General features: G+C 40.3%; 19 protein-coding genes. 6 read left to right on the plus strand and 13 right to left on the minus strand.

All coding sequences use genetic code 11. From position 1 onward, the window contains the following. The coding region (locus Q0R88_RS08210; RefSeq protein ID WP_295714882.1) for a hypothetical protein at positions 1-2,110 on the plus strand (2,110 nt) is incomplete at its 5' end. A gap of 74 nt (positions 2,111-2,184) precedes the next feature. Here the strand turns inward: Q0R88_RS08210 and Q0R88_RS08215 are convergent. Then, positions 2,185-3,042, minus strand: a complete 858-nt coding sequence (locus Q0R88_RS08215) for a hypothetical protein (RefSeq protein ID WP_295714885.1) — start codon at positions 3,040-3,042, stop codon at positions 2,185-2,187. Between the two features lie 113 nt (positions 3,043-3,155). Between Q0R88_RS08215 and Q0R88_RS08220 the strand changes: the two genes are divergently transcribed. Further along, a complete protein-coding gene (locus Q0R88_RS08220) occupies positions 3,156-3,437 on the plus strand; it encodes an ATP-dependent Clp protease adaptor ClpS (protein WP_295714888.1) in 282 nt (93 codons plus the stop codon). Between the two features lie 42 nt (positions 3,438-3,479). Further along, positions 3,480-4,040 carry a histidine phosphatase family protein gene (locus Q0R88_RS08225; protein ID WP_295714892.1) on the plus strand — a complete coding sequence of 187 codons (561 nt, stop codon included), beginning with the start codon at positions 3,480-3,482 and terminating at the stop codon, positions 4,038-4,040. Positions 4,041-4,175: 135 nt separating this feature from the next. On the opposite strand, the gene Q0R88_RS08230 is transcribed toward Q0R88_RS08225, so the two are convergent. Beyond that, the gene (locus Q0R88_RS08230; RefSeq protein WP_295714895.1) at positions 4,176-5,243 is read right to left on the minus strand and encodes a branched-chain amino acid aminotransferase; all 1,068 of its coding nucleotides are present in this window, start codon (positions 5,241-5,243) and stop codon (positions 4,176-4,178) included. 435 nt (positions 5,244-5,678) lie between these two features. Beyond that, on the minus strand, positions 5,679-7,361 hold the full coding sequence (gene ettA / locus Q0R88_RS08235; RefSeq protein ID WP_295714898.1) for an energy-dependent translational throttle protein EttA: 1,683 nt from the start codon (positions 7,359-7,361) through the stop codon (positions 5,679-5,681). Positions 7,362-7,896: 535 nt separating this feature from the next. On the opposite strand from ettA, the gene Q0R88_RS08240 reads away from it, so the two are divergent. Further along, the gene (locus tag Q0R88_RS08240) at positions 7,897-10,431 is read left to right on the plus strand and encodes an ATP-dependent Clp protease ATP-binding subunit (protein WP_295714901.1); all 2,535 of its coding nucleotides are present in this window, start codon (positions 7,897-7,899) and stop codon (positions 10,429-10,431) included. A 69-nt stretch (positions 10,432-10,500) separates the two neighbouring features. On the opposite strand, the gene Q0R88_RS08245 is transcribed toward Q0R88_RS08240, so the two are convergent. Next, the gene (locus tag Q0R88_RS08245; protein WP_295714904.1) at positions 10,501-11,595 is read right to left on the minus strand and encodes a carboxypeptidase-like regulatory domain-containing protein; all 1,095 of its coding nucleotides are present in this window, start codon (positions 11,593-11,595) and stop codon (positions 10,501-10,503) included. A gap of 23 nt (positions 11,596-11,618) precedes the next feature. Further along, entirely contained in the window at positions 11,619-12,746 is a 1,128-nt protein-coding gene (locus Q0R88_RS08250; RefSeq protein ID WP_295714907.1) for a carboxypeptidase-like regulatory domain-containing protein, read from the minus strand. A 123-nt stretch (positions 12,747-12,869) separates the two neighbouring features. On the opposite strand from Q0R88_RS08250, the gene Q0R88_RS08255 reads away from it, so the two are divergent. Both Q0R88_RS08255 and Q0R88_RS08260 read left to right on the plus strand, forming a co-directional pair. Next, on the plus strand, positions 12,870-13,553 hold the full coding sequence (locus Q0R88_RS08255; RefSeq protein ID WP_295714910.1) for a GDSL-type esterase/lipase family protein: 684 nt from the start codon (positions 12,870-12,872) through the stop codon (positions 13,551-13,553). Between the two features lie 81 nt (positions 13,554-13,634). After that, entirely contained in the window at positions 13,635-14,054 is a 420-nt protein-coding gene (locus Q0R88_RS08260; RefSeq protein ID WP_295714912.1) for a hypothetical protein, read from the plus strand. Positions 14,055-14,119: 65 nt separating this feature from the next. Here Q0R88_RS08260 and Q0R88_RS08265 read toward each other — a convergent pair whose 3' ends face one another. The 8 genes from Q0R88_RS08265 to bamD form a co-directional block, all read right to left on the minus strand. Then, positions 14,120-14,932 (minus strand): SDR family oxidoreductase, encoded by an 813-nt coding sequence (locus Q0R88_RS08265; protein ID WP_295714915.1) that lies wholly within the window; start codon positions 14,930-14,932, stop codon positions 14,120-14,122. Positions 14,933-15,080: 148 nt separating this feature from the next. Beyond that, positions 15,081-16,790 carry a DNA repair protein RecN gene (recN, locus tag Q0R88_RS08270; protein WP_295714918.1) on the minus strand — a complete coding sequence of 570 codons (1,710 nt, stop codon included), beginning with the start codon at positions 16,788-16,790 and terminating at the stop codon, positions 15,081-15,083. 135 nt (positions 16,791-16,925) lie between these two features. Further along, a complete protein-coding gene (locus tag Q0R88_RS08275; protein WP_295714921.1) occupies positions 16,926-18,851 on the minus strand; it encodes a M56 family metallopeptidase in 1,926 nt (641 codons plus the stop codon). 6 nt (positions 18,852-18,857) lie between these two features. Continuing rightward, complete coding sequence (locus Q0R88_RS08280) at positions 18,858-19,235, minus strand: BlaI/MecI/CopY family transcriptional regulator (RefSeq protein ID WP_295714924.1); 378 nt, start codon at positions 19,233-19,235, stop codon at positions 18,858-18,860. 228 nt (positions 19,236-19,463) lie between these two features. Further along, complete coding sequence (locus tag Q0R88_RS08285) at positions 19,464-20,357, minus strand: DUF4835 family protein (protein WP_295714926.1); 894 nt, start codon at positions 20,355-20,357, stop codon at positions 19,464-19,466. Further along, positions 20,354-21,556 carry a bifunctional phosphopantothenoylcysteine decarboxylase/phosphopantothenate--cysteine ligase CoaBC gene (gene coaBC / locus Q0R88_RS08290; RefSeq protein WP_295714928.1) on the minus strand — a complete coding sequence of 401 codons (1,203 nt, stop codon included), beginning with the start codon at positions 21,554-21,556 and terminating at the stop codon, positions 20,354-20,356. Before coaBC ends, Q0R88_RS08285 begins: the two co-directional genes overlap by 4 nt. Before the next feature lie 115 nt (positions 21,557-21,671). Further along, positions 21,672-22,004 (minus strand): DNA-directed RNA polymerase subunit omega, encoded by a 333-nt coding sequence (locus Q0R88_RS08295; RefSeq protein ID WP_295714930.1) that lies wholly within the window; start codon positions 22,002-22,004, stop codon positions 21,672-21,674. A 13-nt stretch (positions 22,005-22,017) separates the two neighbouring features. Continuing rightward, positions 22,018-22,944, minus strand: coding sequence for an outer membrane protein assembly factor BamD (gene bamD / locus Q0R88_RS08300; protein WP_295714933.1), 927 nt, complete (start codon positions 22,942-22,944; stop codon positions 22,018-22,020). Positions 22,945-23,825: the final 881 nt, after the last annotated feature.

The following is a 23,825-nucleotide window of genomic DNA, read 5'->3' on the forward strand; positions in this document are numbered from 1 at the left end:
AAACAGGATAGCTATACCCCTAAGTACAGGTATAGGTTGGGGCGATTTTGCGCTGCCCGTTTTAACCAGGCCCGGCAGTTATCAAATACGTGCCTATACCAATTGGATGCGCAATTTTGCTGCTGATTATTTCTTTGATCAGTCAATTATTGTAAGCGACACACAACTATCAATTATCAAAAGGAAACAAAAGGCAGGCGGTGATCCGGATGTTCAGTTTTTCCCCGAGGGAGGTGCTATTATAAACGGCTTACGCTCAAAGGTGGCTGTAAAAGCTATAAGCACAAAGGGCATAGCTGAAGATATTGACGGCTCCATAATTGATAATGACGGTAATGAGGTAGCGGTATTCAGCACGCAACATTTGGGGATGGGGGTATTTGCGATAATACCACAAACAGGTAAAAATTACAAAGCCAAAATAACCCGTAAGGATGGTAAACAGTTCACCGTAAGTTTGCCAAAAGCGCAGGATGACGGTTTTTCTATTGCCGTTAATAATAGTCAGCCGGATAGTATAAGTATCAGGGTGGCATCGTCGGCAAAATTATTTGAAACGGAAAAGGGAGCAAGGTACTACCTGCTGGCCCAGGCAGGAGCTAAGGTTTATTATACTGCCGATTTTAAATTATTATCGCAAAGCTTTACTACCCGGATAGATAAGCAACGGTTCCCCACGGGTATAGTGCAGTTTACCTTGTTTGCAGAAAACGGTGAGCCGCTTAATGAACGTATTGCCTTTATACAGCATAACGACCAGTTGAAGCTCGGCATAAGTACCGCAAAGGAAGTTTATGCCACCCGGCAAAAGGTGAACATCGCCATAAAAGTGGCCGACAAGGATAGTAAACCGGTTGTAGGTAGTTTCTCTGCCGCGGTTATTAATGAAGATTTAGCGGGTACTAAAGGAATCTCCAAAAATTCCATATTGAGTAACCTACTGCTTACCTCGGATATTAAAGGCTATATTGAAGACCCTGATTATTATTTCACCAATATAAGTGATAAAACAAGGGCCGATCTTGACCTGCTGATGCTTACCCAGGGCTTTCACCGCTTTGAATGGAAACAGGTAATGAACGGAAAAAATCCGGAACTTTTGTTTGACCCCGAAACAGCATTAACAGTGGCCGGCTATTTAAAAACCAACGGTGGTAAACCTGTGTCTAAAGGAAAAGTTTTAATGTATAAAACGAAAGGTGGTTGGTTTAAAAAAGATACGTTAACCAACGAAAAAGGAAGGTTTGTATTTAAAGATCTTGTTACTGATCCCGATAGCACACTTAAATATGTTATACAAGGCAGAACTGGCTTTGATAAAAAAAATCTGGTAACCAGCATTGACACCATGGCGCCTTTTAAAACGCAGCCCGGTAATCATACAAATGTATATGATAGGGATACCCTGTCTGTTTATCAAAAAACATTGAACCAGCAACTTAAGTTGAGTTTGGATAAACGCCTTATCTCATTAAAGGAAGTTACTATAAAAGCAGAAAAAGAACCATCAAGATGGGGAGCGATTGATCCTGATCAGATTTTGAGAGGGTTTCCTAAAGATGCAAGCGGCGAAACCCTTAGCTTTTATCTTACAACACGTTTGCGTGGAATTACTTTTCAAAACGGATTGCCTTATACATCAAGGGATCCGAAAACAGTAATGAATATATTACTTGATGGTTCTATTATACCTCCTGAGCTTTTTGGAACCATACTTGCATCAGATGTTGAATCTATTGAAGTTTTAAGAACAACTGGTAAGGTTGATTTACTTACTGGTGTGGGCAATGTTATTGTAATTACCAGTAAACGGGGGCAGGGCCTTTATACCCGGCAAGAAACGCCTAATGTAATCACTTATCCATCCAACGGTCTGTACAAGGCACGGGAGTTTTATTCGCCAAAGTATGAGGGGCCTAAAACCGTTATGCAAACCAATGATCTGCGAACCACCATTTATTGGAAACCTGATATTATAACTGATAAAGATGGCAACACAAGCTTATCATTCTTTAATGCGGACACTAAAGGAACTTATCGCATAACCGTTGAAGGTATTGATACGGATGGGAATATTGGCCACCAGGTTTTAACTTATAAAGTGGAATAGTGTTAATAGCCATTCACTATATAATACGCCCGATAGGCCGTTTTTTAACGGATTATCGGGCGTGTTGCTTTTAATTAATTTTTACTCAGATAAAACTTCTCCCAAAAATCAGTCGATTTGGATAGCTCATTGTGGGCTCCTTCGGCGCCGCCGCCCGCACCAGCACCGCCGCCGCGACCACCTCTTCCACCACGGCCACCTCCGCCGCCACCACGACCGCCTCTTCCACCGCCGCCACCACCGCCCTGATGTTCACCACTTTCAATGCCTTCACCCTTTGGTCGTTGTATGCCGTTTATTTTAAAGTTGAAAGCCCATTCGGTTTTGGTAATTTCTTCAGCATGAAAAAACTGCAGTGGGATGGCTATTTCATAAACCAGGTTTCCTTCGGCATCATAATCAATAGCCGCCTTAATGCCGTAGGTGTTTGATGTGGTGATCATATCGCCCTCAATATCTTTAAAGCCTACCACCTTAATGTCCCGCAGTTTGGTAACTCGCTCACGTAGCAGGTCGTCCCGGTCTTGTTGGGTAATTTCGGTATTATCGTCGGCCCGTTTTCCAAAATCGGGTTTTGTTCCCGGCTCAGCCAGCGGGAAGGTAAGCGAAAAGCTTTCTTTCTTTTTGCCTTTAGTATCAATACTTAAGGTAATGCCGGCATTAAGGGTGCGCATCTGGTCCATTTTATCGGTAATGCGAATGGCTGCGTAAAGTGTAGTTTTGTCATTGGCCAAAGCATAGTTTAACTTTTTTTCTTCGTTAAAATACCGCAGACTATCGCCCCAATCTTTCAAATCGCCATCAATCTTTATAGTGTTAGGCGGAGGTTGCAATGTATTTTGGCTGGTTTTGGCGGCTTGGGCGTTCACTATAGTTGCTGTAAATAATTGAGCGGCCAGGGGAATAATAATGCAAGTGGCAATTTTTTTCATGAGTTTATGGTGTTCGGGGTTTAGTATCTATACTGTTACAGCAAGCTTTTTAAGGTAATTGAACACGATTTTAGCTTTTTTATTATTGTTTTTGAGTAATTTTGTAGTTACGTATGCCAACTGAAACACAGGAAGAAACATTTACCCTCGAAGAATTACTGGCAGGACTTAAAGAAGTTCGCCGCCTTATATTGTGGAACGATGATTTTAACACGTTTGATCACGTAATCCATTGCATGATGAAGTATCTTGACTACTCCGAACCTCAAGCTGAAAAAATAGCCTGGAAAGTGCATAATGAAGGTAAATGCGCTGTATTGGAAGGTTCGTTTACCGAGATGGAGATATACCGGAAGATATTGCAACAAGAAGGATTGACTGTAAGTGTTGAGTAATTTAGCAGTTGGGGCTTTACCAATAGTACATTGTTCCCTTGTATGATTAAACGAATAATAATATTTCCCCTTACAGTTTTACTATTAATGTGCTGCGGTGCTTACCGTGCCGATGCTCAAAGTAAAAACCTGAAACTGATATTTATAAGGCACGCAGAAAAACCTGCAGATGGGGATAACCTATCATGCATGGGTTTAAACAGGGCCTTAAAATTACCCGAAGTTTTAAAAGCAAAATTTGGTCCGGTAAGCCATATTTATATTCCGTCTACGCATCCCGGTAAGTCAACCTCACGCGGGCGGATGTTTCAAACAGTTTCGCCTTTTGCCATTAAGTACAATTTAGCCATCAACAGCAGTTTTGAAGAGGAAGATGTAAATAATTTGGTTGCTGAACTGCAAGGTAAAAAGGGAACTATCCTTATAGTATGGGAGCATAGCTATATTAAGCCTGCTATAAAAGCATTAGGCATCAGTGTTAAAGGCCAGCAGTGGCCCAATGATGATTTTGATAGTATATGGATTGTAACTTATAAAAAAGGCCAGCCTGTATTAACAATTGATAAAGAGGGAATAAAACCAGAAACCAATTGTGGTTTTTAAAGTTGGGGAGATAATAAAATAGAAGCTGCTAATCTGAAGCCGTCTAAGACTCGATGGTGGCAGACGATTTGTAATTTAGATAAAACAGGAAAGGTGCCCATTTGAGCACCTTTCCTGTTTTATAATAATGTTTGATTAACCTACCAGGTAATTCCAGCCATGAGTATCAGCTTCTCTGCCATATTTTACAGCATCAAGGGTTGATAATACTTTTTGGGAGAATTCACGTGTTTTTGGATCGCTTAAAAAATACTCTTCGCCATCAACACTTATTGATCCTACCGAAGCTATGGTTGCGGCAGTACCTGCACCAAAGGCATCGGTAAGTTTGCCATTTTTGGCACCTTCAATAATTTCGGCAACAGAAACTTTGCGTTCCTCAACAGTTATACCCCACTCTTTGGCTAAGGTAATAACGGTATTGCGAGTTACGCCATCCAGTATGGTATCTTTAGTTTCGGCTGTTATTAGTTTGCCGTCCAGCATGAACATCGCATTCGCTGCGCCCATTTCTTCCACATATTTATGTTCCTTGGCATCGGTCCATATCAACTGATCAAAACCTTCTTCGGCTGCTTTACGGGCGGGTAACATCGAGCTGCCGTAGTTACCGGCTGCTTTTGCGTAACCCATACCACCTTCGGCAGCGCGGGTGTAATATGTTTCAATTTTTACACGGAGTGTTTTTGAAAAATATGGACCTACCGGGCCTGCAAGTACCATGTATTTATAGGTTGCCGATGGTGTTACACCCAGGAAAGGGTCGGTAGCAAACATAAAAGGGCGGATGTATAAAGCATGGTTAGCTTTTGATGGTACCCATTCGCGGTCGATATCAACCACAGCTGCCATACTTTGTAAAAATATTTCTTCGGGCAGGGCAGGCATACAAAGCCTTTCTGCAGATTTGTTAAAACGGATAGCGTTTTTGTCGGGGCGGAAAATGGTTACTTTTCCATCAGCATGTTTGTAAGCTTTTAAACCTTCAAAAAAAGCCTGGCCGTAATGTAATGCAGAAATTGCCGGGCTCAATCCAATCTCGCCGTAGGGAATGACCTGTAGGTTTTTCCATTCACCATCAGCATAGTCTGCCATAAACATATGGTCAGAAAATGTTTTTCCGAAAGGTAAGTTGTCAAAATCCGTTTCTGCTAAACGGGAATGAGTGGTCTTGGTGATCTTGATGTCCAGCGTCTCTGTCATGGCCTTAATGTATTATAATTAGAAAATGGCAAGTTAAGGAATTTTTTATTGAGTTGAGATAAGGAATTGACTGTAAGGTTAAAAAAGGAGGGCGGAGTGATAATTATTAAATAAAAAAGTCATTAAGAAGAACGAAGCAATCACCAGCCTACAGGGAGAACCTGCATAGTTGGGGATTGCTTCGTTCCTCGCAATGACGAGGTTATAAAAAGCTTTTTTGTCATCCTGAACGCAGTGAAGGATCTATTATTCGCCATACTTCTTAGCCATGTACAGTCTGCGAATAGATCCTTCGTTCCTCAGGATGACAAACTTTTCAAACGTCATTTTCCTTTCAGTGTCCCCTGGATAGTAAAACGCGCAATGACGAGGTTTTATATGGTCACCATTTGCAATTCAAAAGTCTCCCCCTTCAGGGGGAGACTTAGAGGGGGCTTACACCGTCAACTTTTTATACTTGATCCTCTTAGGCGCTACATCACCTAAACGTTTCTTTTTGTTTTCTTCGTAATCAGAATAGTTTCCTTCAAAAAAGTAAACCTGTGAGTTGCCTTCAAATGCCAGGATGTGGGTACAGATGCGGTCAAGGAACCAGCGGTCGTGGCTGATGACTACGGCGCAACCGCCAAAGTTTTCCAGGGCTTCTTCCAGAGCGCGTAAGGTGTTTACGTCGATATCGTTGGTTGGCTCATCCAGCAGCAACACGTTTGATCCTTTTTTAAGGGTAATGGATAAGTGAACCCGGTTACGCTCACCTCCCGATAGTACACCCACTTTTTTCTGCTGATCGGCACCGTTAAAGTTGAACTTGGATACATACGCCCTTGAGTTAAGGGGTTTGTTGCCTACCATAATAGTTTCCAGGCCGCCGGTTACGTTTTCCCAAACAGATTTGTTAGGGTCAAGGTCATCATGCATCTGGTCAACATAACCTAAAGCAACAGTTTCGCCTACGCGGAAAGTACCTGCATCCGGCTGATCCTGACCGGTAATTAAACGGAACAAGGTGGTTTTACCCGCACCGTTGGGGCCAATAATTCCTACTATACCTGCTGGTGGTAACGAGAAGCTCAGGTTATCAAATAATAATTTATCGCCGTATGATTTGCTTACGCCGTTGGCTTCTATTACGATATTACCCAAACGCGGTCCCGGCGGAATAAATAATTCCAGTTTATCTTCTCTGTCCTTGGTTTCCTCAGATGCAAGTTTCTCGTAGTTTGATAAACGGGCCTTGGATTTAGCGTGGCGGCCTTTTGGCCCCATGCGAACCCATTCCAGCTCGCGCTCCAGCGTTTTCTGGCGTTTGCTTTCGCTCTTATCTTCCTGGGCCAGGCGTTTCGCTTTTTGATCTAACCATGAGGAATAATTTCCCTTCCATGGGATACCTTCTCCACGATCAAGTTCCAGGATCCATCCGGCTACGTTATCCAGGAAATATCTATCGTGTGTTACCGCTATAACGGTACCTTTATATTGTTGTAAATGTTGTTCCAGCCAATCAATAGATTCGGCATCCAGGTGGTTGGTAGGCTCATCCAATAGTAAAACATCGGGCTCCTTTAACAATAAGCGACATAATGCCACCCGGCGGCGTTCACCTCCCGATAGTACCGAAATTTTGGTATCGGGCTCGGGGCAGCGCAGTGCATCCATGGCGCGTTCCAGCTTGGTATCCAGTTCCCAGGCGTTTACAGCATCTATCTGGTCCTGTAGTTCGCCCTGGCGGTTCATCAGCTTATCCATTTTGTCAGCATCGCCGTAATATTCTTCAAGACCAAATTTTTCGTTGATCTCTTCGTATTCCTTCAATAATGCTGTGGTTTCGGCAACACCTTCTTCCACAATTTCGCGCACGGTTTTGTTGGGATCAAGCTCCGGCTCCTGGCTCAGGTAGCCAACGGTATAACCTGGCGAAAAAACGACCTCGCCTATATTGGTTTTATCAATGCCTGCTATAATTTTTAATAAAGATGATTTACCCGAACCGTTTAAGCCGATAACGCCAATTTTGGCACCGTAAAAAAACGATAGATAAATGTTTTTTAAAACTGTTTTTTGCGGGGGATAAACTTTGCTAACCCCTGCCATTGAAAAAATGATCTTTTCGTCTGCCATTATAATTGATTAAAAAAAGAATTCAAATATGAGTCAAAATTGATGGATTACCTAAAAAAAGCAGTGTCAGAAAAAAAAATTGCTACCTTTTATAAATACTCCCTAATCAATACATACTTGTAAGTATTTAATTTCGTTTAACATAGCAAAGTGGCAACTGTTTTGATAGCTTTTACGTACATATAAGTAAACATTGAATAAACATTAGGTTAATGCCTTAATGACATATGGTATGACGAAATGCCTGTTTTGTTATGGTGATTATAATTTATTAACACGATGTTTAAACTATTTTGAATTTTTTGTATCAAAATGGTAAGTTTCATTCGTATATTGTAAAAGAATTCATTGATCGTTGAATTTTTTGTCAAAAATTGCTGATTGAACCCAAACTTTAATAGCTTGCGTATCATATGAATGTCTGTTTCTGCAAAGTGTTAAATGTTGGCAATATTGTTGATAAATGTTAAGTCATGCGTCGTGATTGAAAACAAAATTTATAGATTAGGACGTTCATAATAATTGAAAGGTATATATGGAAGCTAAATTTTCGCCGAGGGTTAAAGATGTCATTCAATACAGCAGAGAAGAGGCATTGCGCCTTGGGCACGACTATATAGGAACGGAGCATCTTTTACTGGGCCTTATCCGGGATGGAGACGGCGTAGCAATTAAATTGCTGAAAGGTTTGAATGTTGATACTGCAAAACTTCGGCGTGCCGTTGAAGATGCTGTTAAAGGTACCATTGGAACAAATGTACATATTGGCAGTATTCCACTAACTAAGCAAGCCGAGAAAGTATTAAAAATAACTTATCTGGAAGCCAAAATATTTAAAAGTGATGTAATTGGAACCGAGCACCTGCTGCTATCTATATTGCGCGATGAGGATAATATCGCATCGCAGATATTGGTACAGTTTAACGTAAACTACGAGGTGTTTAAAGGTGAAGTTGAATCACATAAAAACGATGTAACTGACGAAATGCCAGGATCACCAACCGGTGGCGATGATGACTTTAAAGAAGAAGAGTCATTTAGTCAGCCTAAAAAGGTATCAGACATTAAATCAAAAACACCGGTGTTGGACAACTTTGGCCGCGATTTAACCCGCGCCGCCGAGGATGGAAAACTTGACCCGATTGTTGGTCGTGAAAAGGAAATTGAAAGGGTATCTCAAATCCTTTCGCGCCGTAAAAAGAACAACCCTATATTAATAGGTGAGCCGGGTGTTGGTAAATCAGCCATAGCTGAAGGATTAGCATTACGTATTGTTCAGCGCAAGGTATCGCGTGTGTTGTTCAACAAACGCGTGGTAACACTTGATCTGGCTTCATTGGTTGCCGGTACAAAATACCGCGGTCAGTTTGAAGAACGGATGAAAGCGGTGATGAATGAACTGGAAAAATCCCCTGATGTAATTTTATTTATTGATGAGATCCATACTATTGTAGGTGCAGGTGGTGCTTCAGGCTCGCTTGATGCATCAAATATGTTTAAACCTGCTTTGGCAAGGGGCGAAATACAATGCATCGGCGCAACTACGTTAGATGAATATCGCCAGTATATTGAGAAAGATGGTGCTTTGGACCGTCGTTTCCAAAAGGTAATGGTTGAGCCAGCTACCCCTGATGAAACTATCGAGATACTGAACAGGATCAAAGAAAAATACGAAGAGCACCATGGTGTAACTTATACGCCAGAAGCTATTAACGCCTGCGTTAACTTAACTACCCGTTATATTACCGATAGGTTTTTACCGGATAAGGCGATTGATGCTTTGGATGAATCGGGTTCACGTGTTCACTTAACCAATATCCATGTACCACAAAATATATTGGATATTGAGCAAAAGATAGAGCAGATCAAGATCGAAAAAAACAAAGTTGTTCGCAGCCAGAAATACGAAGAAGCTGCGCAATTGCGTGATACTGAAAAGAATTTGATTGCCGAGCTTGACCAGGCTAAAGCTGTTTGGGAAGCCGAAACAAAATCAAAACGTTATACCGTAACTGAAGACAATGTTGCCGAAGTAGTATCTATGATGACTGGTATCCCTGTACAAAGGGTAGGCCAGGCCGATAGCCAAAAGCTATTGCACATGAGCGATACTGTTGCCAGCAAGATTATTGGCCAGGATGAGGCAATCAAAAAATTAACCCGTGCTATCCAACGTACACGTGCAGGCTTAAAAGATCCTAAAAAACCAATTGGTTCATTTATTTTCTTAGGCCCAACAGGTGTTGGTAAAACTGAGCTTGCAAAAGAACTTGCCCGCTTTATGTTTGATACCGAAGACGCGCTGATACAAATTGATATGAGCGAGTACATGGAGAAATTCGCGGTATCACGTTTAGTAGGAGCGCCTCCGGGCTATGTGGGTTATGAAGAAGGTGGACAATTAACCGAAAAAGTACGTCGTAAACCATATGCGGTAATATTATTGGATGAGATTGAAAAAGCTCACCCTGATGTGTTTAACATATTGTTACAGGTATTGGATGAAGGCCAGTTAACTGATTCATTAGGCCGCAAGGTTGATTTCAGGAATACGATCATCATCATGACATCGAATATCGGCGCACGCCAACTGAAAGATTTTGGTCAGGGTGTAGGTTTCAGCACTAATGCTAAAAATTTACAGGCCGATACGCATTCAAGAGGTGTTATCGAAAATGCTTTAAAACGCGCTTTTGCTCCTGAGTTCTTGAACCGTATTGATGATGTTATTGTATTTAACTCATTGGGTAAAGATGAGATATTCAAAATCATCGATATTGAACTGGCATACTTGTTTAGCCGTGTTAATGCTTTGGGTTACAAAATTGAACTTACAGAAGCCGCTAAAGAGTTTATTGCCGATAAAGGTTACGATTCTCAATTTGGTGCACGTCCGTTAAAACGTGCTATCCAGAAATACCTGGAAGATCCTATCGCTGAAGAAATCCTGAAAGGTGAATTGAGCGATGGTGACATTATGAAAGTTGATTTTGACAAAGAAACCAGTCAGATCACGATCATTGACCAAAAAGGTGAAAGTAAAACACCAACAGAAGAAGAACAAAAATAAGTTAAAGCTTATTTAAAAATACAACCCCGTTTGCTTAGGCAGATGGGGTTTTTTATTGGTCAGGTTTTTTTAAGGCTGATAATCCGGTGGTAGAAGGTTTGCTATACCACTTTCGCCCCAGTCGCCTTCGAACGAAATGCTTTGAGGGTTTGTAATTATACCCTCGATACCGAAGAGGGCATATGGCTCATTAAAAGTAATTATCGTAGTGGCATAATTGGGCAATTTTGCCGTGAAGCCAATTTTATTAATGTTAGGCGACTGAACTTTTTTTGTATAAATTATATAAAGGCAGTCGTTAAATTTCATTGCAAATACGCCTTTTTTGTTGGTGTGGTTTATAAAACTATCCACTGGTAAGGATTCACCTTTATAAATTGATTTAATAGATTGCTGATTAGTTAACTTATAGTAGTCAGTATCCGGCTTTCTAATTAATCGTGAAACTTTAAAGCCTTCCTCCTCAAGTTGATTTGTAATTGCAGATCGTAGGAAATGCATTGACGAACCTTGATATGTGATAAGGCGCTGCTTTTTCCATCTCTTTTTTTCCGATTCGCTGCCGGTTAACTCTTCAAACTGTGGTGTTCCTTCAAAATAAACCAATCCATTGGAAAGGTAGTGGAATGTGCCTAATTTATATTTGATCAAATAACCCAGCGCCCGGTTTTCGACGTTAATATATTCATCGGAAAATGCTATGAGTGCCTTTAATATGCTATTGTATTTTACAAAAATAGCATCCGGGTTCAGGATTTTGCACTTTTTTGCATTGGTAGACTCCCCTATAAAAAAAGCTTTAAAAATATTTATATCACGCTCCCGGTTAGTATTGTACTTGTCGTTAACAAGATCCAATTCATCTAAACGTAATAAACTTATATCGGGAATAGTGATACTATTATCATAAACAAGCCATGTATTAGCATAGGTTTCATAATCTGTCGACGTTACAACGAGTGTATATTCCCCTGGTTTTACGTTGGGAATGGTAAATACCCCGTAATTATCAGTTTTATACTTTGTGGTATCCTTTGTTAAAAATACTCTGGCGTTTACTACCGGGTTTTTGTACCTTTTGTCTATAACTCGCCCTGTAATTTTTAATTGAGAAAAGCATACCACTGGAATCAACAAGAGCAATAAGAGTAAAGGTTTTAGCATGGATAAAGCTAAAAATAAATCAACTATTTTTCATTGGCTTTTTCGGGTGCATAATCTACTGGCAGCAGCTCGGCCATGTGACTTTTAGCCCAGTCGCCTTCAAAAATAACACTGTGCGGGTTAACTATAATGCCATTCCTGTCAAAAAAAGCATAGGGTTCATCAAATGAAAGTATAGTAACCGGGTGATTAGGAATATCTAAGGGGTGATAAACTGACAGATCTGTTTCTTCGCGTTTTTTGGTATAAATTATATAAAGGCAATCACTAAATCCCAGGGCAAACAGGTCGGTTTGATCGGTGCGTTTGGCAAAGTCGCTTGCTATTAGGGGAGGCTTTGTATATAATGATTGAATGTATTTGTAGTTGTTGTTTCCCATTTTTCCCTCCTGATAATCGGGATTGGGTTTTCGTGTTAATCTTAAAACCTGAAAACCATCCCTGGTTATTTGATCGGCAATAACCGATCTTAAAAAATGCATCGGAGAACCCAGGTAGGCTATAGTTCGTTGTTTTTCCCATTTGCGTTTTTGTGCTCTGCCACCTTTTAGTTCTTCAAAAACCGAAATGCCCTCGTAATAAAAAACTCCTTTGGGCTCATAACTGAATTTGGTGAGTTTATATTTGATAAGATAGCCTAACGCCTTATTCTCTACCTCTATAAAATCATCGCCGCTTGAGGCCGAAAGTATTCCGGTTTTAGTATCAAAATCAACATAAACTACATCCGGGTTTAAAATTTTACATAACTGGGCATTTGCAGATGTACCTAAAAACAATCTTTTAAAATCATTATAATTTCTAAGGCGATTGGGATCGGGCTTAATGCTCACCTCCTGAAGCATGATAGTTTTAGGTGTAAGCGAAATTTCGGGTAAGGCGACGTCCTTAGTCCCCGCCATCAGGCTAAGGCTATAAGTTTCATAACCAACAATGGTTACTATAAGGGTGTACTGGCCCGGCTTTACGTTACGGAGCGTAAATGCGCCGTCATCAGCGGTTTTGTCTCCAACGATGGCGTTGTTTAAAAACACGCTGGCATTTGCTACAGGGTTTTTATCATTGCTGTTAATTACTTTACCGGTGATTGTTACCTGCGCCAGGCAAATGTTGGGCACGATGAATAGCAGTAAATAAAGTAGTTTCCGCATAGATACAAATAAACTAAAAATTTAGTTATAGAAAAATGTTTTTCTGATTTATCCCAAACCGGCAACCTTTAAGTATTGTATATTTAGGCCTCGTTGATTAAATATCAGCAGATATAATTTTATATGACTGTTAATAAAAAGTTGATCTATAAATGGGTTTTCGTTATTTCAATTGCACTGAATATTATAACCGTTGGCTACTTTATCGATAGAAAGATTTTATTTGCCTACCGGCGCCAGCATCAATTTGAACAGCAAAAATGGCAGGTACTATTTAGCACTAAAAGCGATAACCAGGAGATCATATTTATTGGCACCAGTTTAACTGAGGGTTTTGCGTTGAGGAGTAGCTTGAACAATGTTCATTTAAAAAATATGGGTTTTGGCGGTGCCGAAAACAAGGATATTTTGACTAACCTGGAAAGGATAATTAAAAGGAAACCGCCCAGGATATTTTTAGAGGCAGGTATTAATGATATCAGGGATGGGAGGGATAGCAGCCTGATGTATAATGACTTTGTTGCCATGTGTGCCCTTGTCAAAAAAAACTCGCCGGCAACTAAGCTGTACGTACAATCGGTTTTACCTACTTTAAGTAATAAGTTCAATGCAAAAATTAAAGCTTATAATGGTAAAGTGGCAGCTTATTGCAGGCTTAATCAACTTAGCTATATTGATATGTACAACTATTTTATCCAGGATGGCCGGTTGAATGCTCTTGCTACCATTGATGGAATCCACCTAACTCCATATGGGTACTACTTATGGAAAAAGCAACTGGAACCATATATATCAATAAGCAAGTGATACTTTTGAAATAAATTAAATCAAAAAGCGTTAAACCTTTTTTAATTATATTGTTCTTACAGTATATACAATCGAAACATTATGAAAAAAATCTTGACTTTAATTTGCTGCACTGTATTAATAGCGGCAACCTCATGTACTAAAAAATACATTACACCTTCTGCCAATGTAACTGCAATTTATACAGTGAAAGGTACAACCGGATGGAAGTTATCCACCGATGATAATGTATCCTACACATCTGAACTGGGTAAGGATGGCGATTTGCCCGAGCTTGATACATACGCCCAGGAAAATGGCGGAGTATTAGTGTATATCTCTTACAATAATGGTACTACCTATGAAGCCATTCCTCAAGCTTATGCTGGTATATCTTATAGCTATATTACCAGCGTTGGAAGAATTGTTTTATATGCCCAGGGTGTTAATGGTACTAAATTACCTACTGCTCCTGCTGACGACATTAAGGTTAAGGTAGTCCTGGTAGATTCGGCCCAGTAATTTTAAAAGACTCAAAAAAAATGCGCTACATCTTATGAGAGCGCATTTTTTTTGGGTTAGTATTTTTATTTCCCCATCTGGTCAATAACAGCTTGTGTTACGCCAGTGAAGGAGAAGCCACCATCGTGGAAGAGATTTTGCATGGTAACCATTTTAGTGAGGTCGCTAAACATAGATACGCAATAGTCAGCGCATTGGTCTGCATCAGCGTTACCCAGTGGGCTCATTTTTTCGGCAAAGTCTATAAAACCATCAAAGCCTTTAACTCCCGAACCTGCAGTCGTACGGGTTGGCGATTGAGATATTGTATTAACACGTACATGTTTTTTAATACCATATTCGTAACCAAAGTTACGGGCAATACTTTCCAGTACAGCTTTATTGTCAGACATGTCATTATAACCTGGGAAATAACGTTGTGCTGCTATATAGCTTAATGCCAATACTGATCCCCACTCATTGATGGCATCGTGTTTCATGGCCGCCTGTAAAATGCGGTGTAAGCTCAATGCCGAAATATCAAAGCCTTTGTGGGTAAAATCGTAATTGTTTTCTGGATAAGGAACGCTTTTACGTACGTTGATGCTCATGCCTATGGAGTGCAAAATGAAATCGACACCACCGCCAAAATGCTCCTGTGTTTTGATGAACAGGTTATTGATATCATCATTGCTGGTAACATCGGCACCGATGACAGGAGCATTACACTCTTCTGCCAGTTTATTGAGTTCGCCCATGCGTAAAGCAATTGGCGCGTTTGATAATACAATTTCGGCACCTTCCTGTACAGCGCGCTGCGCTACTTTCCAGGCGATGGATTGCTCATTGAGGGCACCAAATATGATGCCTTTTTTGCCCTTTAATAAATTATAAGCCATGTTTTGAGTTTTCTGTAATTGGGGTAAAGTTATGATATTTTTATTCAGTTTGAAGATAGTATCAAGTAGTTAGTATCAAGTAGCAAGACAGGAAGTCTGAAAATCTTTTGTCCAAAAGTCCTGAAGTCAAAAATCTTGATACTTGATACTAACTACTTGATACTTTCCCAAGTAATTCCCTCGCATTTTGTAATGCACTTTCACCGGGTTTATCACCGCTCAGCATTTTGGCAATTTCCAAAACACGCTCATGGTTATCCAGTTTTTTGATGCGGGTATAGGTTGTTGCCGAGCTATCATCCTTATAAACAAAGTAATGGTTTTTGCCTTTGCTGGCCATTTGTGGTAAATGCGTAATAGTAATTACCTGCAGGTTATCGGCCAGGCGTTCCATGATCTGGCCAACTTTATTGGCAACCTCGCCCGATACTCCCGTATCTATTTCATCAAAAATAATGGTAGGCAGGGCGGTGTATTTTGCAATAATTGATTTTATGCTCAGCATCAGTCTTGAAAGTTCACCACCCGATGCTACTTTACTCATCTCGGCCAATGAATGGCCTTTATTTGCAGAGAAAAGGAAGCGGATATGATCAGTTCCATTTTCATTTAATGTTATCAATGATTTTCCAGCTGCTTCTATAACTCCCCCTTTAGGGGGTAGGGGGGCTTGTTCAATTTTCATCGTCGAATTGTTCATCCCCATTTCTGCAAGCGTAGCAATCACTTGTTTTTCAATAGCGGGGATAGCTTTTAACCGGTTGGCAGTTAGCTTGGCAGCCAGCTTTTCCAATTCGGCTTTATCGGAAGCCAACTGTTTTTGAAGTTTTTCAATAGCCTCATCGCTAAACAATGCCTGCTGTATTTTACCCGATAGATCGTCCTGGATCTGTAAAAGTTCGGCATTGCTATTTACCCGGTGTTTCTTTTGAAGGTTATATATGAGGCTTAAGCGGGTATTAATTTCTTCAACCCGGGCCTCGTTGGTATGCGTTTTTTGCTCTATCAGTTCAACCTCGGTGGCTATGTCTTTTAGTTCGATGATGGCGCTGTTTAAGCGTTGGTGCAATTCTTCAATCTGGGAGTCAAACTTTTCAATCGATCCTAATTGTTGCCCGGCTTCACGCAGTTGTGAAATGGCGGCCATTTCACTTTCCTGTACCAGGTAATATGCGCCGTATAAGTTGCGCTTAATTTCTTCTGCATTATTTAGCGCGTAAAGCTCCTTCTCCAATGGCTCCTGTTCATCGGCGCTGATGCTAACCTTGTCCAGTTCATCAAACTGAAACTGGAAGTAATCCAGGTCGGCTTTGGCTTTATCACTTTCGGCTATTAATTGGTTTAGCTTGCCGGTATCTTTTTTAAATGCGTGGTATTTGTTACGGTAATCATTCAGCAGTTCATCATGTTTGGCAACCGAATCAACCACCAGTAACTGAAATTCGGGATCATTGATCTCCAGCGTAGCATGTTGCGAGTGGATATCGATCAGCTTTTCGCCGAGTTGTTTAAGCGCGGTAAGGTTAACCGGCGTATCGTTCACAAAAGCCCGGGATTTTCCGTCGGCAGATATCTCCCTGCGTAAAACGGTTTCGGTTTCATAATCAAGATCATTTTCTTCAAAAAATGAACTTAAATGAAATCCGCTTATTTTAAACGATCCTTCAATTACACATTTTTTTTGCTGATTAAAAAAATAGCGACTCTCGGCACGCTGACCCAAAATGAGCGACAATGCGCCCAATATGATCGATTTACCTGCTCCTGTTTCGCCTGTAAGAATGTTAAGGCCTTCGCCAAAACTTATCTCCAGGTTATCAATCAGCGCGTAGTTATTAATAGTTAGCTTTTGAAGCATAAAAAAAGTATCCTTATTTTATTAAGGATACTAAATTAAGAATTAAGATGCTTTAAACTAAAATTTAATGAAATATTGCTAATTTATTTAGTTTTAAAAGGCGTTATGATACAAATAAAAATCCGTTTGCCTTCTTTAGTTCTCTTCAAGTGCAAGATCCGCCTGTTTCTTTGCATCAGCCATCCGTTTTTTGAATTCCGGGCTGTTGGTATATTCCCTTAGTTTTTTACTGGCTTCCTGCAACCTTGCTTTCGCTTGTTTAATTTGAGCATTATCCTGGTAAGCCCGCATTTTTTCGCCCATCCTTCTCATCTCCTGTTTTTGCTCTTCCATTGCGGGGTTATGGTATGCTTTTCTTAAGCTATCGCTCATCATTCGCAGTTCGTCGCTTTTTTTACGAAACTCCGGTGAGTCAAAATGACTGCGCATTTCTTCGCCCATCTTTTTCAGCAATTCAGCTTGCTCTTTTACCTCGGGCGAAACTTTACTTTGCAATTCATCCTGGTATTTTTTGTAATTCTCATCCTTGCTATCATCATGGTAATTGCCTTTAATACCATATTTTTTTCTGAGCTCTTCATTCATTCTCTTAAAGTCGGGACTGTTGTAATATGCCCCAATTTTTTCGCCCATTTTACCCATTTGCTCACCCAGTTTACTGGTCTCGCCGGTTTCGCCCCAGTTTTTTTGAAAGTCTGCGGCTATCTTTTCCTGGTCTTCCTGCATTTTTTTTATTTCGGCGCTATTATAAAATTTCTCCATAGCTTCAGCCTTTTCTTCCATCAGTTTTTGCTGACTTCTAAACTCGGGGCTATCGTAGTATTTGCCTATTTGTTCGGCATATTTATCAACCTCGGCAGTTAGCTTGTTCAATTCGGCGTCGTTAAAGCTGTTATATCTTTCTTCTGCAGTGCGCTTGTTTCGTAAAGCTGTTTTTGCGGATACAACTTTTTTCGCTTTAACAGCTTTTTTACGGGTAGTATCTGCAAGTAATTGTTTCAATACAGCCGGATAGGTTACCTTCACTTTTTTTATTGATATTTTACCATTAGCTATGGTAGGGTTAAGCCACGCAATACTACTAATGCTTGCCGCTATTATTGCAACAGCCACTAAAAGGTGACGAATGTTGCCTATGGGTTTCTTTGTGTTCATGATACGTTCAATTCTGGTTAATAAATGATACTTTTTTCCGGTTGCGGCAAGGGCCAGTTGCAGGTTTCCCTGCCTTTTTTGCTCCAGCTTTAATAGTGCATGCGCATACACTAAGGGTTGGGCAGTTGTTTGTACTACCAGGTCGTCGCACCGGTTTTCGCGTTCCTGGTTTATTATTCTGTTAATTAATTGGGCAAAGGGATTAAAGAAAAGCATTATGCTTATAAACTGCTGTACCATGTTAAGCAGGTAGTCGTTGCGTTTTATGTGCGATAATTCATGCAATAAAATGGCTTTTACCTCTTCGGTTGATAAATAGGTAGTTAATGAAATTGGTAAAAGTATAATGGGACTAAAAAAGCCAATCATGCAGGGTACATCAACAAGACGACTGATGTTCACACTTACATACCTGTCAATAAGAAGTTGCTGGCAAAGCGAATCCACATACTCCTGCAGACTGTCGGAGGGTATCATGGTCCCTTTAATATGGTTCAGCTTTTGCCAGTTGATGCCCATCCTCAATACGTTAAAGGCGAGACCAATAAAATAAATAGTAGAGATATAAGGCAGGTAACCTTCAATAACGTAATTATAGTATGATGGAGAAACGCTGTGTGTTATAGTAGTTAAAGGGAAAGTGAAATGTGGTAATAAGGCCGGGGAGCTGGCCGCAGAAAAATCGATCCATATATGTGCCTGTATCTGGGTTACAAAAGTGTAAACGAACCATACACTAATTGCAAGCATAGATACCATAGCAGCATTATGCTTTTTTATTGATGATAAGCTTGGCGCGCAGGCAAATAATAAACGCAATGCAAACCAAACCAATAAACCCTGCCATAAAGAATGGATGATGGTGATACCCAAAACCTGGCTTATATTATAGAATACACTTTCCATAACGTTTTATTTTTTATGCTGATCAAACTGGTTAAGAAAACTCTTAATGGCATCTATTTCATCGCTTGATGCTCGGTGCTGTCCAAGCGCCTGTATCACTAAATCGGATGTAGAACCTTTAAATACAGTAGACAGTATTTTATCCAAAGCGTTGCTTTGAGCTTGCTCCTGGCTAAACAATGCTTTGTATAAATGTGTTTTTGAGGTAGTATCGCGCTCAACCAAACCCTTATCACTCATAATCTGCATCAGTTTAAGCGTAGTGGTATAGCCGGCGTCTTTGGTTTTAGCCAATTCCTCATGCACATCGCGTACAGTACACTGGCCCATTCGCCATATTACCTGTAAAATTTCAAGCTCGCTTTCTGTTGGTTTTATATCCATTTTATTGTTATACGAATTTCTTCGTACAAATATCTACGATGGATTTCGTATTTGCAAGTAATTGTTAAAATATTTTTTGGAAAAGGAGAATGTAAGGGGTGTGGGAATTTGAATTTTGCAATTAACAGGATGTTGGTTTGATAGCTATACTCGCTCTTAATTTCAATAAATGCTGATTCAGACCAAAAACATGAAAATCAAAAGTTCCCTTTAAGAAGGTAGCTGTCTTTATTTCTGCAAAACCTGATATTTAGTTCCGTTTGCCGGATCAGTCTTCATTAATAAATTCATGGCTTGCAGGCGCTCCTGCGAATCAGCCTTGCCATAAAGTAAAACCAACTCGTCGCTTTTGGCTGTATAAAATATAAGCGGGAACATAGAGCCAACACGCTGCCGGTCTATCTGCTGTAGGTTCGGTAAAAGCGTAGTGATAAATTTACGGCCCTTATTGGCATTATCGGCCATAATATCAAGCCCGTTGCGGTGATAATCATACATAAAATCACGTAGTGGGGCATAAAGCTTATTATTCAAATTCTCCGCCAGCCAATAGCGGTTAATATTGCCGTCAAATGCTTTCCAGCCTTTGTATGAACCGGTTTGCGCATTGGTAACCACTGTTTGGGCACTGGCAAAATAGGGGGTACCACCATAGTGCGAAAAAGTGTCATAATCCATACCTACAATAATGTAAGCGTAAAATGCCATCACCGAACTCAGGTTACCCTGAAAATTCTGATCGCTAAAATCAATCGTTTGGCCTTCGTTATAAGTAAAATCGACATCCCTATCGTTGATGTTCAGTAAAGTTGAGCTATATGATGAACCGAATATTGGCCTGGATGATTGTACCTGCAATTCTGCACTAAAAACGCTGCCGCCATCCCAGTTGGTAATATTCAATACAAAATTGCAGTCTATACGTTCCTGGGGTAGTATTTGGTCGGCACTCCATTTGCGGCCGTTCAAAAAATCTTTCATAGCGGTTTCCAAAGTTTGGAAAATCCGCTTGTTAGTTACCTGTATTTTTGGTGAAACCACTTGTACGCGTGCGTTCAAATCCTGCGCCGCAGCGCGGAAACCAAACAAAACTAAAAGTGCGTAAAGGAGTATGGTTTTCATTGGTTTATCAGTTGGGCAACTTTAAGGCAAATATCATGGGCTACAGCGTCTTTACTTTTTAATTCAAATGCTGTTTTATGCAGGTCGCGGTCAATAATGGTTATTTTGTTGGTATCCTTTTTAAAACCTGCGCCGGCATCGTTTAACGAATTTAGCACAATAAAATCAAGATTCTTCTTTTGCAGCTTGGTTATGGCGTTCGCTTCCTCGTCGTTGGTTTCCAATGCAAAACCAATCAGGATCTGCCCTTTTGTCTTTTGTTCGCCCAGTGTCTTTAATATATCGGTAGTAGTTTTTAGTTCAATAGCAAAACTGGCATCTTTTTTCTTTATTTTTTGCTGCGCGATAGTTACCGGGGTATAATCTGCAACGGCAGCACTCATAATGCAAGCTTTAGCATCTTTATAATGAGCTAAACAGGCATCGAGCATTTCGGCAGCCGAGGTAACATCAATTCGTTTTATCGATTGCTGACCGCTTACCTGCGCAGTTGGACCGCTGATGAGTATAACATCGGCGCCCATCCTGGCCAGCTCATCCGCGATAGCAAAACCCATTTTACCGGATGAGTGATTGCCAATAAAGCGTACCGGATCAATAGCCTCATAAGTTGGTCCGGCAGTAACTATTACCTTATGATCGGCTAAAACGAGCTTTTTTTTAAGGATAGATGATAAAAAGTCGACGATTTCTTCAGGCTCCGCCAATCTGCCTTCGCCATAAAGACCGCTGGCCAATTCGCCATTACCGGGCGCTATCAAGGTATTACCAAATGATTGAAGCCTGCTAACGTTTTGGCGGGTTGCCGGGTGAAGCCACATATCCAGATCCATAGCAGGTGCAAAATACACCGGGCATTTAGCCGATAAGTAAACGGCCGTCAGCAAATTATCACAAAAGCCATTGGCCATTTTAGCCAGTGTATTAGCAGTTGCAGGTGCTATGATCAGCATATCTGCCCAAAGGCCCAGCTCAACATGGTTATTCCACTCGCCGGTTTCTGTTTTATAATAATCAACCAGGGCCGGCTTTTTTGAGAGCGTGGAAAGTGTTAAAGGAGTAATAAAACTGGTAGCATCGGGGGTCATCAGTACTTGTACATTGGCCCCGGCCTTAACCAATAATCTTACCAGCAATGCCGATTTATAGGCGGCTATACTGCCGCAGACTCCCAAAATGATGTTTTTACCTTCAAGCATAAGCCCCTACCCCCTGCGGGGGAATGATTATAAAATTTAAAAATAAACAAAAAAACTCCCATATGGGAGTTTTTAATTCTTTAACCTGCGCTTCCCTTTAAGGGGGCGGGGGGGCTTAAGCTTCTTTAGATGGGTTACGGTAATAAACCTTATCATCTAAAAATTCCTGAACAGCTACCAATGATGGTTTTGGCAGTTTTTCATAGTATTTAGAGATCTCAATTTGCTCACGGTTTTCAAAAACCTCTTCAAGGTTGTCGTTTGATGACGCAAACTCAGAAAGTTTCTGGTGTAACTCTTCTTTTATATTGTTTGATATCTGGTTTGCTCTTTTTGACATGATCACAAGCGACTCATATATGTTGTTTGTTTTAACGTCCAGCTCGCGTAAATCGCGGGTTACAGTGCTGCTTGCTACTGCTGGTTTGTTGGTGTTATTTGCTGTCATATCTCTAATTTTTTTAATATGGTATTTTCTGATTCTGATTCTTTTCTGATGGTGGCTGTGTTCTGAGGGTATCTTTTGCAGCCAGTTTTTTAGCCAGTTTGGTATTGGTCAATATTTCGGCCTCTACACGTTTAGCCTCTACAATGCCAGCCTGGCTATCTTTAATTAACCCTTTAACTTCATTACCGTATTTACTTGCCGGAAATTTATCGTTAAACTGTTGGGCATAAGTTATAGTTTGATCAAACCGCTCTACTTGTTTAGTTTCAAAGCTATGATCGGCGTACTTGTATTGCGATTTTATGATCAAAAATTCGATTTCCTCGCCGTATTTAGTATCCGGATAATCTCTAAGTACATTATTAAAAGCAATAACTGCCGATTGATAATCGCTGATGGTTAAATACAATTTAGCGTTTTCATAGGCTTTCATTTCCAATTTATCGCGCAGGTTCTGTATTAACTTACTTGCCTCAGTAACCCGGTCACTCTTAGGATAAAGGTTAATGAACAACTGTAACGTTTCGATAGCCTTTAAAGTGTTTTCCTGATCAAGAGAAAACGTAGGCGAATCAAGATAATAGCAATAAGCCGAAAAGAAGCGGCATTCCTCTGCTCTCGGGCTTGATGGGTAGGTATCGGCAAACGTTTTAAAGTGAAATCTTGCAGATGTGTAATCTTTTAACTTATAGTTGGTGAAGGCGTAGTAATAAAACAAGTCTTCGGCAGCACTGCGTCCGCGATAGCGTTCAACCAGTACATCAAATAAACCCAGCGCTTTTTCATACTCCTGTTTATTATAGTACTTAATGGCTTCCTGGTATTTTTTGGCGTAATCGTTACTCGCTCTTAACTTCTCGTATTTGCTTTTACAACTTCCCAGTGTAATAATTAACAGGGCTAAAACACAGGTGAATAACGTTAGTTGTTTTTTAAACATTTTGCAAAGATAGGTGATTAATGTAAATCAGTCAATTATTTATTTAGCTGCTAATATATAACGGGTTTTGTGCTCCTTATATATATGGTATATGTATTTAACATCTTTTAACTATTGGTGTTTAGTTAGTCAATCAAATCCTTCGCCTGGTTTTTTAATTGGTGCTATTCATATAGTACTGGTTTAAATATAGAAGAAGAATTCGGGAAAGGATACTAAGTCGCTAATTTTTTAAGAACATCCATCGATTGATAATGCTCAGTGATCAGGGGATATAGGGTAATTCGTCTTAATCTGTTGCTCTTAATCTGGGCGTTGCCTTTGGCCGGGTCATCCGCTCATACGGCACAAGGCATTAGGCTCGGGCCGGTATCCGCTGCTACCCCTAACGCAATTACGGTGTATATATAATATATATGTACTGAAAAAGGGAGATCAGGATATAACGGAAGGGAGTTTACTTATATATTAAGGTATGATAACGTTTCACATAGCGGATACCTATGTTTATAGCATTCTTCGGGCTTAATTTGTAACAGATAGCCCTTTGATAAAGTTTTTGCGATTGATTGCTAAGGAGTTAAGCTTATAGGTTAAGTAATTGTTAAAAATAGCTTGCGTAAGTGTAAAATCGGCGTACCTTTGCAGCCCGCAAACGAGGAAGCGGGATTGTTCTTAGAAAGGTTACTGAAAGGGTTTTTTGAAGCAGGAAGAGTGAAAGCGAGAAGGAGAAGGCTTCAAAAAAAAGATCAGATAAATTTTCGGAAAGTCAAAAAGTTTGCTACTTTTGCACCCCGCCGCTGAGGGAGAAAAGAGAGAAGGAAAAGGGGAATAAAAACTGAAAAAACGCTTGAAAAAATAAAAGCGAAAAAGGTTTTGGA

It is taken from the genome of Mucilaginibacter sp. (assembly GCF_025362475.1).
Lineage (GTDB): Bacteria > Bacteroidota > Bacteroidia > Sphingobacteriales > Sphingobacteriaceae > Mucilaginibacter.